The following is a 12,938-nucleotide window of genomic DNA, read 5'->3' as shown; positions in this document are numbered from 1 at the left end:
GCCACGATGTAGAGATAGGAATATTGTTGAAGTGAATGGGCTTGGCCCCCAATTGACTTAGTGGATTTAGTCGGGCGAAGGCCAAAATCTGAAGCGAATGGCCGTTGGAGGCGACATTTGGACGTCATCCTAGATTACTTAATGGTAAACTTCGCTCGATGGATACAGCGTCGAAAGAGTCGTATTGCAAGAGTAATTTGGTTCACTATTTGGACGATTATTTCGATATCGCTAACAGTTGTTCTGGTTTACCTCCTGTATATTCGAAATCTTACCATATAGATTATTGTTCAATCGTCGGGTCGTTCTCGAGGAAATCCACGCAGCTGACCGCGACCGTGCCTTCAACTCATGAGCTTGGGCAGTGCTGCCGCCAGTGCATCGACGGCAAGGCGGACTTTCATCGGCAGATGTGGCGTCTGCAGCCACAGCGCATGGGCGTCATAGAGAAACCTCGGCTGTTCCGGCAATAGCAGGACAAGCGCGCCCGCCTGGATGCGCTGGCGAACCAGCCAGTACGGCAGCCAGGCGAGCCCCATGCCGGCGGCCGCGGCATCGGCGAGGGCATCGAGATCGTCGAGCCGCAATCTGCTGACGGGCCGGATCTCCATCGCGAGCTGGTCGTTGCGCGGAAACAGCCACGGCTGAACGGCGCGCCCGGAACGGCGGTAGATGATCGCGTGATGGCGGCCCAGGTCATCTATCTCCTGCGGCTGGCCGTGCCTGTCGAGATAGGACGGCGACGCGCAGACGACCATGTGCTGGCGCGCGATGCGACGCGCCATTACCCCGGCCTGGTCCTCCAGGTCGCCCGTTCTAATGGCAAGATCGCAGCCGTCCTCGGCGAGGTCGGCGAGGGTGTCGCTGAACGACAGGTCAAGTTCCAGCGCCGGATATTGCTGCGCAAGCCCGAACAGGATCGGGGCAACGCAGCGCCGGCCGAAATGCACCGGCATGAGCACGCGCAGCTTTCCGCGCGGTTCGGCAAGCTGGTCGGCGGCGAGTGCATCCGCGGCCTCCGCCTCGGCAAGCACCAGCCAGCAGCGTTCGTAATAGGCGCGCCCGAAATCCGTCAGGCTTTGGCGGCGTGTGGTCCGGTTGATGAGGCGCACGCTCAGGCGCTCCTCGAGAAACCGGACATGCTTGCCGACCATCGGCCCGGACAGATCGAGCGCGGCCGCCGCGGCCGCGAATGAGCCCAGATCGACGGCTTTAACGAACACGGCCATGCTCGTAAGGCGATCCATATTCAAAACCTACAGTTTCTGCTGATCTACTCAAGCGGCTATTTATCCGCTTGATCGCCGCTGGCATAGACGATTCAGTTCAAATATTTTGGAGTTGTGACCGATGGCGCGTGTCGTTCGTTTTCATGAGCTTGGTGGTCCCGAGGTTCTGCGCATCGAGAATGTCGACATGCCTGCGCCCGGGCGAGGCGAGGTCCAGATCCGCGTCAGGGCGTTGGGTCTGAACCGGGCCGAGGCGCTGCTGCGTTCAGGCAGATATATCCAGACTGCGCCCTTACCTTCGGGTCTTGGGCTTGAGGCGGCGGGTATCGTCGAGGTGCTCGGCGAAGGCGTGAGCGGTTTTGCGCCGGGCGATGCCGTCAATTGTCGATGGTCCGCTGGCCTGCCTATGGTGAGATTGCCACATACCTCGCCGAGCTCGTCGTCAAGCACCCGCCGGCGCTGAGCTGGGAAGAGGCCGCCGCCGCGTGGATGCAATATCTCACGGCCTATGGTGCGCTGATCGACATTGCCAAACTTGGCAGGGAGGACGTTGTCGTCATCACCGCGGCATCGAGCAGCGTCGGACTTGCGGCGATCCAGATCGCCAACCTGATTGGCGCGACCCCGATCGCGGTCACACGGACGTCCGCCAAGAAGCGGGCTTTGGTTGGGTTCGGCGCGGCCCACGTCATCGCTTCGGCAGAGGAGGATCTGGAAGCCAGGCTGAAGCAAATCGCCGGCCCGGACGGCGTGCGCGTGGTGTTCGACGCCGTCGGCGGTCCGATTTTCGAGCCTCTGACGGCAGCGATGGCACCGGGTGGCATTCTCATCGAATATGGCGGCTTGAGCCTCGACCCGACACCCTTTCCGCTACCTGCAGTGCTGGCGAAGACACTGACGCTGCGCGGTTATCTCATGCATGAGATCGTGCGCGATCCGGTCCGGCTGCAGGCCGCCAAGGCGTTCATCCTTGACGGACTGAGCTCGGGTTCGCTGAAGCCGGCAATCGCCAGAACCTTTCCGTTCGACCGGATCGTCGAGGCGCATCGTTATCTCGAAGCGAACGAACAATTCGGCAAGATCGTTGTAACGGTTTGACCGGGCATTTATCGGCCTCGCGCCTGCGCCGCCAGCCAGTCCCGCACCTTGCGGGCGTTGTCGCTGAGCTCGCGGTTCCTCGACCAGATGACATGAAAGCCCTTGCCGGTCGTCATCGTGTGGCCGGTGACGCGCACCAGCAGCCCTGATGCCAGCAGCCGCTCGGCGAGGTGACCCCAGCCGAGCGCGATGCCTTGCCCTTCCATGACTGCCTGGATCACCAGCGCATAGTCGTTGATGCGCAAGCCACGTCCGGCATCGGCGATGTCGACACCGGCCGAGGCGAACCATTCGTCCCAGCTCGCGGCCTCGCGAAACGGCTCTTCGAGATGGATGAGGCGGTGCGATTGAAGGTCCGCGACACGCTCCGGCAGCCCGAACCGGGCCACATAACTCGCGCCGGCAACGGGGAATATCACTTCATCGGCCAACGGCAGCGAATGATAATCCGGCCATTCCCTGGGCTCGCCGCCGCGCACGCCGAGCGGGATGTCCTCGGCGATGATGTCGAGATCGCGGTCGGCGGTCTGGATGCGCAGGTCGATGCCCGGCAATTCGTCGCGAAACTGCTGCAGGCGCGGCATCATCCAGAATGAGGCGAAGGCGGTCGAGGCGGCGAGCGTCACATGCGCGCCGACGGCGATCTGGCGCAGATCCTCCGCCGACTTGCGGATGTGCGACAGGCCGAGCGAGACGTCGGCATGGAAGCGGTCGCCGGCCTCGGTAAGGCTGACTTGCCGGTGGCGGCGCTGGAAGAGTTTGGCGCCGAGCTGTTCTTCGAGCCCGCGGATCGCGTAGGACACGGCAGCCTGCGTCATGCCGAGTTCCCGTCCGGCGGCGGTAAAGCTCGACAGCCGCCCGGCAGCCTCGAAAACGATCAGGCTGCCCGCCGACGGCAGCAGATGGCGCAAGCTTCGCATAAGCTGACCTTATACAAGAGATCAGGATTTTCCAGCGTCACAGCTGCATTTTGTCTGGCTAGATTGGTCACCAACAGGAAGATGGAGCCTCCATGAACGCACCGGCCGTTGAAGTGAGCGAACATACCAATCGTCGCGCAGGTGGCCGCCTGGGGCGCAAGGCGCTGCGAGGCGCACCCGTTGCGTCATTTCCGACCCTGGTCCGCAAGATTCCGGTGTATCAGATGGTCCCGGACGAGGCGGTGGAGCTGATCCACCAGGAATCGCTCAGCATCCTCGAAGAGGTGGGATGCGAGTTCCGCGACGACGAGGCGATTGCAATGTGGAAGGCGGCGGGCGCCGATGTCTCGGAGACAAGGGTCCGCATCGACCGCGCCCTGCTGATGGAGCTCATCTCGAAGGTCCCGTCGGAGTTCACGCTCAATGCGAGGAATCCCCAGCGTTCCGTTCGTGTGGGTGGCAACAACTCCATCTTTGTGCCGATGTATGGCGCGCCTTACGTGCGCGACCTCGACAACAACAGGCGCTACGGCACACTCGCCGACCTCAACAATTTCCACAAGCTCGCTTACATGGCGCCGGCGCTGCACTCGTCGAGCTCCATCATCTGCGAGCCGATGGAAATTCCAGTGCCGAAACGTCACCTCCACATCATCCATTCGGCGCTGAAGCACTCCGACAAGCCGTTCATGGGCATCGTGACGTCCAGGGATCGAGCCGAAGACACGATGGCGATGGCGGGCATCGTGTTCGGCGAGGACTATGTCCGCGACAACCCGGTCCTGGTGGCGATCACCAATTGCAATTCGCCGCTGGTCTGGGATGCCACCATGCTGGACGCGATGAAAGTCTATGCGCGCCACAACCAGCCGCTGATCCTCGCGCCCTTCGCCCTTTGCGGCGCCTCGACTTCGGCCTCTGCCGTCGGTGCGGTCGCGCAGGTCAACGCCGAAGCGCTGGCGGGCGTCGCGTTCACACAGCTGTTGCGTCCGGGTTCGCCGCAGATCTACGGACAGTTCATGGTGACGGTCGACATGAAGACCGGCGCTCCCATGGGCGGCACGCCGGAGGCGGCCCAGATGATGTATCTCATGGGCGCGCTGGCGCGGAAGTATCGGCTGCCGTGGCGCACGTCCGGTTTCCATGTCGGCTCGAAGCTGAACGACGCCCAGGCGGGCTACGAGGCGAACATGCTGATGCATGCCGCCATCCTTGCCGGCGCCAACTACATCTGGCACTCCGCCGGTTGGCTCGAGGCCGGCCTGACCTGCGGCTATTCGAAATTTGCCACCGACTGCGAGCAGCTTGTCGGCTGGTACAAATATGCTGGCGGGCTGCCATTCGACGATTTCAAGGAGGCTATGGCGGCTATCCGCGAGGTCGGACCGCAGGGCCATTTCCTCGGCACCCAGCACACGCTCGAACATTTCGAGTCCGCCTTCTTCATACCGAGCATCATGGACTTCAATTCGTTCGAACAGTGGAAGGCGGAAGGAGCAAAGGACCACGACACCCGCGGCCGCGAGAAAGCGCGCAACATGCTCGCCGATTACGAGGAGCCGAAGCTCGATGAGGGCATCGCCGATGGTCTCAAAGATTTGATTGCGCGGCGCGAGGAGAAACTGCCGGACAGCGTTAGTTGATAACGGGCGAAGACCCGATGGGAACCATAACGGAGGAAAAAATGACACTCTTCAGAAGCAACGGCGATCGCGTACCGAGCGCCATCGAAGCGATGGCCAGCGAGGCTCGTGCAGGTCGTGTCGACCGACGCGAGTTTCTGGCGCTGGCAAGCGCCTTCGGCGCATCGACGGCCCTTGCCTACGGCATGATCGGCCTTGCCGTGCCGCAGCGGGCCTTGGCTGAAGAGCCGAAGAAAGGCGGCACGCTCCACGTTTCGATGTCGGTGAAGGCACAGAAGGATCCGCGCACCTACGACTGGGTGGAACTCGCGAATATTTCACGCTGCTGGCTGGAGCCGCTTGTCCGCTACACCCGCCAGTTTACATTCGAGCCGGTTCTGCTCGAAAGCTGGGAGGTCAACGACGACGCCACCGAATACGTGCTGCATGTTCGCAAGGGCATCGCCTGGAACAACGGCGATGCTTTTAGCGCCGAAGATGTGGTCTACAATCTGACGCGCTGGTGCGAGAAGGCTGCCGCCGGCAATTCGATGGCCGCGCGCGTTGGTGCGCTGATTGATGCAAAGACCGGCAAGGCCAGGGAAGGAGCGATCACCAAGGTCGACGACAACACGGTGAAGCTGAAGCTGAACGAACCGGACATCTCGCTGATCCCGAACTTCACCGACTATCCGGCGCTGGTGGTCCATCGCAACTTCGACGCCGACGGCGCCAATCCGATCGAGAAGCCGATTGGCACCGGGCCGTTCGAACTGGTGTCTTATGCGGTCGGCCAGAAAGCGGTCGTCAAACGTCGTGAGACTGGCAAATGGTGGGGTGGTGAAGCGCTTCTCGACGGCGTCGAATTCATCGACTACGGAACCGATTTCAACGCCTCGATAAATGCATTCGACTCCGGCGAAATCGATCTCAACTTCGAGACGCCTGCCGACTTCATTGACATCCTCGACAAGATGGGGCTGGTGAAATCGGAGGTCGCGACAGCGACCACGCTCGTTGCCCGCACCAACATCACGCACAAACCCTACGATGACAAGCGGGTCCGCAACGCCCTCCAGATGGCCGTCGACAACAATGCGGTGCTCGAACTTGGCTATGCCGGGCGAGGCACCGTGGGTGAAAATCACCACGTCAGCCCGATTCATCCGGAATACTACGCGCTGCCCAAGAAGACACGCGACGCCGCGGGCGCCAAGAAGCTGATGGCGGAGGCCGGGCAGGCCGACTTCGAGCATGAACTGATCACCGTCGAGGACGATTGGCAAAAGAACACCGGCGACGCGATTGCCGGCCAGTTGCGCGATGCCGGGATCAAAGTGAAACGCACGGTGCTGCCGGGTTCGACCTTCTGGAACGACTGGACGAAATATCCTTATTCCATGACCATCTGGTACATGCGCCCGCTTGGCGTCCAGGTGTTGGCGCTCGGCTATCGCACCGGCGAGGCCTGGAACGAAACCGGCTACTCGAACCCTGATTTTGACGCCAAGCTCAAGCAGGCTCTCTCGCTCATCGACGTCGAGAAGCGCCGCGAGGTCATGAAGGACATCGAGCAGATCCTGCAGGATTCGGGCGTCATCATTCAGCCGTTTTGGCAGAAGCTGTTCAGCCACATGAACGAGAAGGTGAAGAACTACGGTGTCCACCAAACCTTCGAGATGGATCTCCAGAACGTCTGGCTGAACGCCTGAGTTGCCAGCAAAGGACGCGTTGCAGGATTTCATGGACCGCAAGAAAGCCGACGGGCAAGATGCGTGGTACTGATAGCTTCCGTCAGTGAACAATCGGGGACACGCATGAAACTGCCACTTTTTGTTGCCGCGCTTTCGATGGCCTTGCCGGCGGCCGCGTTTGCCGGCCCCGCTGCCAACGCCGTGAAGTTCTTCTATGTCCCGTCGGTCAAATTCGAGGCCGATGCACAATATCGCGACCGCTTCACCGCACCGGTGACGAAACTGTTCGAACTGAACGACAATGCGGCAAAGAACCATCCGGATGAAGTTCCCTGCATCGACTTCGCCCCTGGTCTCGATGCGCAGGACTATGACGAAAAGACCGTGGCCAAGACGCTGACGCTGGCCGAAACGCTGGATGGCGACAGCGCCGAGGTGACGGCGACCTTCAACCTTTTCCCGGAAGGGGATGATTCCAAACGCGAAATGGTCTGGTCGTTGAAGAAGATCGACGGCCAGTGGAAGGTCGCCGACATTACCTCGAAGACCAGCGGTTGGACACTCAGCGCGCTCGAATGCCTGGCCGGGCAGTCGCCGGAGTGATGCCGTGCTCCGCTGCCATCCCTGGCTTTTGGCGACTGCGTGCCTGCTGACCGGATTGAGCAGCGCCGCCGCTCAGGGCCTGTTCGGCGCGCCGCCCGCAAACGCTCCGGCCGACAGTGCGGCACCTCCGCCGGCAGTGTTGCCGCCGCCAGAAAACGCGCCGGCCACACCCGTGCAGCCGGGCTCGCCGACCGCGGTGGTGAAGCCGTTCTACGAGCATGCCGGGCTCGAGGTCGATCCGGCTCAGCGGGGCCATTTCACCGACCCGGCAAAGTCGGTGCTCGACAAGAGCGACGCGCTGCGGAAGTCGGGGCAGGGCGAATGCCTCGATCCCAACATGGCGCTCGACAATTCCGAATACGACAAGGCGGAGATCGACAAAAGCCTGAAGACCATCGAAGCGATCAAGGGCGACGAGGCCAAGGTCGTCGTCGCCTTCGTCGTCGCCGGCAACCCGCACCGGCTGGAGTGGAAATTCAGGAAAGTCGATGGCGACTGGAAGATATCGGACCTTCTCTCGGTGACCGGCGAATGGGCGCTAAGCCAATACCAGTGCGAGTGAGAACGGAACCGATGAAGATCACCAACATCCGCGTCACCCACGTCAACGTCCCGCTCGATGCTCCGTTCTGGTGGACGGCTGGTCTCTACGGCGGCGCCTCGAAATCGATCATCGAGGTCGAGACGGACGAAGGCGTGGTCGGACTGGGCGAGGCGCCATGGTGGCATTTCGGCGAGGTGATCAAGGCCGAGATCGCGCCGGCGCTGATTGGCGCCGATCCGCTCGACATCGCCGACTGCGAGGCGCGCTGTGTGCCGCCCTGGCAGATCACCGCCAACACCGGCGAGAACGCAGCCACGGTGGCGTTCGGCGCCGTCGAACTGGCGCTGTGGGATATAAGAGGCAAGGTCTTCGGTATGCCGCTCTATAAGCTGCTCGGCGGCGCGGTGCGCAAGGACATTCCGTTTTCGGAATATTTCGCCTTTCGCCCCGCTCAAGGCGGAGCCGGCGGCGAGATGACCGCCGAAGCGATCGTCGACTACTGTCTCGGCATGCGAGAACAGCACGGCTCGACGATCTTCGAGGGCAAGCTGATAATGGGCGATCCCGAGCTCGAGATCAGGACAGTGCGCATGCTGCGCGAGGCGCTTGGCGACAAGGCGCAGATCAAACTCGATTCCAACATGCAGTGGTCGCTAACCACAGCGCGCTGGGTACTGCGCGAGATCGAGCCGTTCAACATCCGCAATTACGAGGATCCGGTCGCGACCTTCGAGGAGATGGCGGCGCTGCGCCAGCATTCGCGCATTCCGTTCTCCACGCACATCCCGGATCTCAGGCGGGCAGTCGCGCTCGGTGCGCCGGATTACTTCGTCTGCAATTTCGCAGCACTCGGCGGATTGTCGAAAACTCTGAAATTCATCGCCGCCTGTGAGGCGATGGGCAAGGGGTTCTGGTGCTATTCGAACGATCTCGGCATCATGACATCGGCTTATTTGCACGTCGTGGCGGCGACACCGTGGATCACCGAAGCATCGCAGTCGCTGTTTCGCTGGCAGATCGGCGATGTCATCAAGGACGGCCCATTCCGGCAGACCGGCAATAGGGTGCGTGTGCCGGAGGATGACGGGCTGGGCGTCGAGCTTGACCCTGCCGCCATGAAACGCTGGTCAGCACACTTCGCCGAACATGGGCCGATGCACCATTTCAGCGATCCGAACAATCCCGGGCGTTACCGGCGGCTGCCGCTCAACTGATGCAACATTTTCTTCGTAGTAACTCAGGCTCACCCGCGCCCGCGATAGGGGGCGACGCCGGTGTCGGGCAGCCACACACCTTCCGGCGGTGCGCCGGTTTGCCAGAACACGTCGATCGGAATGCCGCCGCGCGGATACCAGTAGCCGCCAATGCGCAACCACAATGGCTTGGTCGCGGCGATGATACGGCGACCGATCATGACGGTGCATTCTTCATGGAAGGCGCCGTGGTTGCGAAACGAGGTCATGAACAGCTTGAGCGACTTCGATTCCACCAGCAGCGCGTCGGGTGCGTAGTCGATGACGATATGGGCGAAGTCCGGCTGGCCGGTGACGGGGCAGAGCGAGGTGAATTCCGGGCAGGTGAAGCGAACGATGGCCGGCGGGCCGTCGCCGCGCGAAAACGGCACGGTTTCCAGGACGGCCGCTTCAGGGCTCTGTGGCGCCTCGACGTTGGTGCCGAGCTGGGTGAGGTTTTTCGTATCGGTCATGAGCAGGTTCCTTGCTGCATGTCGCCCAAAACTGCGCAGCGATTTTGGGACAGCGACATGCGTAAAAACAAAAATTTGCCGCTCATTAGCACAATTTGAAACAGCAGGAAGACGATGACTAGCAACGACCCGCTCCTCCAGCCCTATCAGCTCAAGCATCTGACGCTGAAGAACCGGGTGATGTCGACCAGCCATGAGCCGGCCTATTCAGAGGACGGCATGCCGAAGGAGCGGTACCGGCTCTACCATGCCGAAAAGGCCAAGGGCGGCATGGCGCTGACCATGACCGCCGGTTCGGCGATCGTCTCGCGCGACAGCCCGGCCGCTTTTGGCAATCTGCATGTCTATGACGACCGCATCGTGTCGTGGCTCGCCGAGCTGACCGATGCCTGCCACGAGCACGATTGCAAGGTGATGATACAGATCACCCATCTCGGCCGCCGCACCGGTTGGAACAAGGCCGACTGGCTGCCAGTCCTGTCGGCTTCGCCGGTTCGCGAACCCGCCCACCGCGCCTTTCCCAAGACTATCGAGGACTGGGACATCGAGCGCATCGTCGCCGACTATGCCGCTGCCGCCCAGCGCTGCCAGGCTGCCGGCCTCGATGGCATCGAATTCGAGGCCTACGGCCACCTGATGGACGGCTTCTGGTCGCCGGCCACCAACCAGCGCGACGATGATTTCGGTGGCTCGCTCGACAACCGCTTGCGCTTCACCGGCATGGTGCTCGACGCGGTGCGGGCGGCGGTCGGCCAAAAATTCGTCGTCGGCATCCGCATGGTCGCCGACGAGGATTTCGAGAAAGGCCTGTCGAAACAGGAGGGCGTCGAAATCGCCAGGCGGCTGGCCGAATCCGGCAAGGTCGATTTCCTCAACATCATCCGTGGCTCGATCGAGACCGATGCCGCGCTGACCAAGGTCATCCCGGTGACCGGCATGCGCTCGTCACCACATCTCGACTTCGCAGGGGAGGTGAGAGCGGCGACGAAATTCCCGACCTTCCATGCGGCGCGGATTTCCGACGTCGCCACCGCGCGCCACGCCATCGCCACCGGCAAGCTCGACATGGTCGGCATGACGCGTGCCCACATTGCCGACCCGCATATCGTCAAAAAAGTGATGGAGGGCCGCGAGCACGAGATCCGTCCTTGCGTCGGCGCCACCTATTGCCTCGACCGCATCTATGAGGGCGGTGAGGCACTGTGCATCCACAATGCGGCGACGGGCCGCGAGGCGTCGATACCGCATATTATTCCGAAAACCGAGGGACCGAAGCGGAAGGTGGTCGTCGTCGGCGCCGGCGCCGGCGGGCTGGAGGCGGCGCGGGTCGCCGCCGAACGTGGGCACCAGGTGACGGTGCTGGAAGCATCGAGCCAGGCCGGCGGCCAGGTGCGGCTGGCAACGCAGAACCCGCGCCGCAAGGAATTGATCGGCATCATCGACTGGCGTCTGGCCGAACTCGACCGGCTCGGCGTCGAGATCCGCTACGATAAATGGGCGGAGACGGACGACGTGCTGGCGCTGTCGCCGGACGCGGTGGTGATCGCCACCGGCGGCCTGCCGCAGAACCCGCCTCTGACAGCGGGCGACGATCTCGTCACCTCGAGCTGGGACATCATGGCCGGCAGCGTCAAGCCGGCCGAGAACGTGCTGCTCTATGACGACAATGGCGGCCATCAGGGCATGGGTGCCGCCGAACTGATCGCCAATAGCGGTGCCAGGCTGGAGCTGGTTTCACCGGAGCGCTTCTTCGCGCCGGAAATGGGCGGCATGAACCATGTGCCCTACATGCGCGCCTTCCAGGAAAAGGGTGTCACGGTGACCATCAACACACGGCTACGTTCTGTGCGGCGCGAGGGCAACCAGCTGATCGCCGAGCTCGCCTCCGACTTCGCCGATGGCTGGCGCGGCGAGCGGCGCGTCGACCAGGTGGTGGTCGAGCATGGCACGCTGCCACTCGACGATCTCTATCTGGCGCTGAAGCCGCTGTCGAAGAACGCCGGCGCGATCGATTACGAAAAACTGGTCAATGGCGGCGACATCTTCCCCGTGCGCAATCCGCAAAGTGGCTTCGTGCTCTTCCGCATCGGCGACGCAGTTGCCTCGCGTAACATCCATGCCGCAATCTATGACGGCATCAGGTTCGGCTTGCGGATCTGAGGAATATTTTGGATTGATTGGTGGCGCGCAGCCGAACCTCCGTACGGAGAGCCACCACGGTACTTTGGTCCGGGCTGCGCGCCGCGCACGCCGCCCGGCCATCGCCGGGCACCGTACGACCTTGCGATTGCGGCAGGACGTTCAAAACATCCTGGCGGTGGCCATGCAGAATACGGTGATGACCAGCAGGCCGCCGGCGATGCGTTCGCCTTTTGTCATCTTGGCGCGCAACTGGGTTTGCTTCGCCGCATCAGCGCCGGCCAGCTGCCTGCTGGCGGAACCCACCAATGCGCCCTGAACCGCGGCTGCGATCAAGGCAGTCAAGATGCCGAGCGCCAGGACTTTTTCCATCGAACCGAAAGAACCGTTGTGGAAGAAATACCACAGCAGCAAACCCGTGAGGAAAACCACGCCGGCGGCGCCCATTTGCGGCCGGAAGAAACGTTCCGCCCTGATCTCCGGTTCGCGGGCAACCGCGATGGTGGTGCCGGCCCAGAACACACCCGCCATGACGTGAAGGCCGAGGACGATGATGTAGACATATTGCATGACCGCATTTCCTCTCTTGCCCGCCGCTAACCATATTGATAGATATCAAATGATTAGATGTCAACGCATAAGCTCGAGCCGGTTCCATCGGCTTTGCCCTTGTTCTAGTGTCCGACCATGACGCCCTTTGACCGCCCGCCGATCGGGATGAATCTCGCGCGCACCGCCAAGCTGGTTGCGCAGGCTTTCGACGCTGCCTTGGTCGAGGCCGGCGGCACGCTGCCGGTCTGGGTCACGTTGCTGTCGGTCAAGTCGCGGGAGCTGGCCAACCAACGCGAGCTCGCCGGCATGATCGGCATTCGGGGCGCAACGCTGACCCACCATCTCAACGCCATGGAGACGCAGGGCCTGCTGATGCGCCGCCGCGATCCCGAGAACCGCCGGGTTCACCAGGTGGAGTTGACCCAGGCCGGAGAGGCGTTGTTCCTGAAATTGCGCACGGCCGCGTTAGCCTTCGACAAACGGCTGCGGAAAGGGCTGTCCGACGACAGGCTGGCGGAGTTTGCACAGGTGCTGGCTGCGCTGCGGGCCAATGTCGAGAGCTAGAAATTAGGCTAGGAAGACGCCATGCGCGAAATTTCGCTGAAGGATGCCAGGGCTAAACTCTCGGCGGTGCTCGATCAGGTCATCGCGGGAGAACCGGCCGTCATCACCCGGCGTGGCCGCAAGCAGGCGGTCATTCTGTCGTTCCAGGACTATGAAAAAGCTGGCGCGTGTGCCAGCTTTGGACAATTGCTGGCAGCATTTCCCGGTGATGAGGATGACCTTCCGCCTCGGCCCATCAGGTCGGTTCGCAAGGCCGAACCATGACGGA

12 protein-coding genes and 1 pseudogene are annotated in these 12,938 nt (G+C 62.2%); 9 read left to right on the top strand and 4 right to left on the bottom strand.

The genetic code is table 11. From position 1 onward, the window contains the following. Window positions 1-344: 344 nt before the first annotated feature. On the bottom strand, window positions 345-1,247 hold the full coding sequence (locus tag NKH78_RS22165; RefSeq protein ID WP_352739197.1) for a LysR family transcriptional regulator: 903 nt from the start codon (window positions 1,245-1,247) through the stop codon (window positions 345-347). A gap of 103 nt (window positions 1,248-1,350) precedes the next feature. Here NKH78_RS22165 and NKH78_RS22160 point away from each other — a divergent pair. After that, window positions 1,351-2,327, top strand: a pseudogene (locus tag NKH78_RS22160) (zinc-dependent alcohol dehydrogenase family protein). A gap of 8 nt (window positions 2,328-2,335) precedes the next feature. Here the strand turns inward: NKH78_RS22160 and NKH78_RS22155 are convergent. Continuing rightward, window positions 2,336-3,247: a LysR substrate-binding domain-containing protein gene (locus NKH78_RS22155; protein ID WP_352739198.1), complete on the bottom strand. Its 912-nt coding sequence runs from the start codon at window positions 3,245-3,247 to the stop codon at window positions 2,336-2,338. Window positions 3,248-3,339: 92 nt separating this feature from the next. On the opposite strand from NKH78_RS22155, the gene NKH78_RS22150 reads away from it, so the two are divergent. From NKH78_RS22150 to NKH78_RS22130, 5 genes are all read left to right on the top strand, one after another. Then, window positions 3,340-4,890, top strand: coding sequence for a trimethylamine methyltransferase family protein (locus tag NKH78_RS22150; RefSeq protein ID WP_352739199.1), 1,551 nt, complete (start codon window positions 3,340-3,342; stop codon window positions 4,888-4,890). 41 nt (window positions 4,891-4,931) lie between these two features. After that, window positions 4,932-6,581, top strand: a complete 1,650-nt coding sequence (locus tag NKH78_RS22145) for an ABC transporter substrate-binding protein (RefSeq protein WP_352739201.1) — start codon at window positions 4,932-4,934, stop codon at window positions 6,579-6,581. A gap of 105 nt (window positions 6,582-6,686) precedes the next feature. After that, complete coding sequence (locus NKH78_RS22140) at window positions 6,687-7,166, top strand: DUF3828 domain-containing protein (RefSeq protein WP_352509574.1); 480 nt, start codon at window positions 6,687-6,689, stop codon at window positions 7,164-7,166. A gap of 4 nt (window positions 7,167-7,170) precedes the next feature. Further along, window positions 7,171-7,728 (top strand): hypothetical protein, encoded by a 558-nt coding sequence (locus NKH78_RS22135; RefSeq protein ID WP_352509576.1) that lies wholly within the window; start codon window positions 7,171-7,173, stop codon window positions 7,726-7,728. An 11-nt stretch (window positions 7,729-7,739) separates the two neighbouring features. Beyond that, the gene (locus NKH78_RS22130; protein WP_352739203.1) at window positions 7,740-8,924 is read left to right on the top strand and encodes a mandelate racemase/muconate lactonizing enzyme family protein; all 1,185 of its coding nucleotides are present in this window, start codon (window positions 7,740-7,742) and stop codon (window positions 8,922-8,924) included. A 29-nt stretch (window positions 8,925-8,953) separates the two neighbouring features. Here the strand turns inward: NKH78_RS22130 and queF are convergent, their stop codons facing one another. Continuing rightward, window positions 8,954-9,415 (bottom strand): preQ(1) synthase, encoded by a 462-nt coding sequence (gene queF, locus NKH78_RS22125; RefSeq protein ID WP_023674394.1) that lies wholly within the window; start codon window positions 9,413-9,415, stop codon window positions 8,954-8,956. A 114-nt stretch (window positions 9,416-9,529) separates the two neighbouring features. Between queF and NKH78_RS22120 the strand changes: the two genes are divergently transcribed. Further along, window positions 9,530-11,575: an oxidoreductase gene (locus tag NKH78_RS22120; RefSeq protein ID WP_352650331.1), complete on the top strand. Its 2,046-nt coding sequence runs from the start codon at window positions 9,530-9,532 to the stop codon at window positions 11,573-11,575. Window positions 11,576-11,716: 141 nt separating this feature from the next. Here NKH78_RS22120 and NKH78_RS22115 read toward each other — a convergent pair whose 3' ends face one another. Beyond that, the gene (locus tag NKH78_RS22115; protein ID WP_352650330.1) at window positions 11,717-12,124 is read right to left on the bottom strand and encodes a hypothetical protein; all 408 of its coding nucleotides are present in this window, start codon (window positions 12,122-12,124) and stop codon (window positions 11,717-11,719) included. A 117-nt stretch (window positions 12,125-12,241) separates the two neighbouring features. Between NKH78_RS22115 and NKH78_RS22110 the strand changes: the two genes are divergently transcribed. Together NKH78_RS22110 and NKH78_RS22105 are read left to right on the top strand one after the other, a co-directional pair. Continuing rightward, window positions 12,242-12,670, top strand: coding sequence for a MarR family winged helix-turn-helix transcriptional regulator (locus tag NKH78_RS22110; protein WP_352650328.1), 429 nt, complete (start codon window positions 12,242-12,244; stop codon window positions 12,668-12,670). A gap of 21 nt (window positions 12,671-12,691) precedes the next feature. Then, the gene (locus NKH78_RS22105) at window positions 12,692-12,934 is read left to right on the top strand and encodes a type II toxin-antitoxin system Phd/YefM family antitoxin (protein ID WP_352739206.1); all 243 of its coding nucleotides are present in this window, start codon (window positions 12,692-12,694) and stop codon (window positions 12,932-12,934) included. The last annotated feature ends 4 nt before the right edge of the window (window positions 12,935-12,938 follow it).

The organism is Mesorhizobium sp. M0910 (genome assembly GCF_040319465.1).
Taxonomy (GTDB): Bacteria; Pseudomonadota; Alphaproteobacteria; order Rhizobiales; family Rhizobiaceae; genus Mesorhizobium.
The sequence above is the reverse complement of the archived record's forward strand: the minus strand, read 5'-3'. Positions and strand labels throughout refer to the sequence as shown.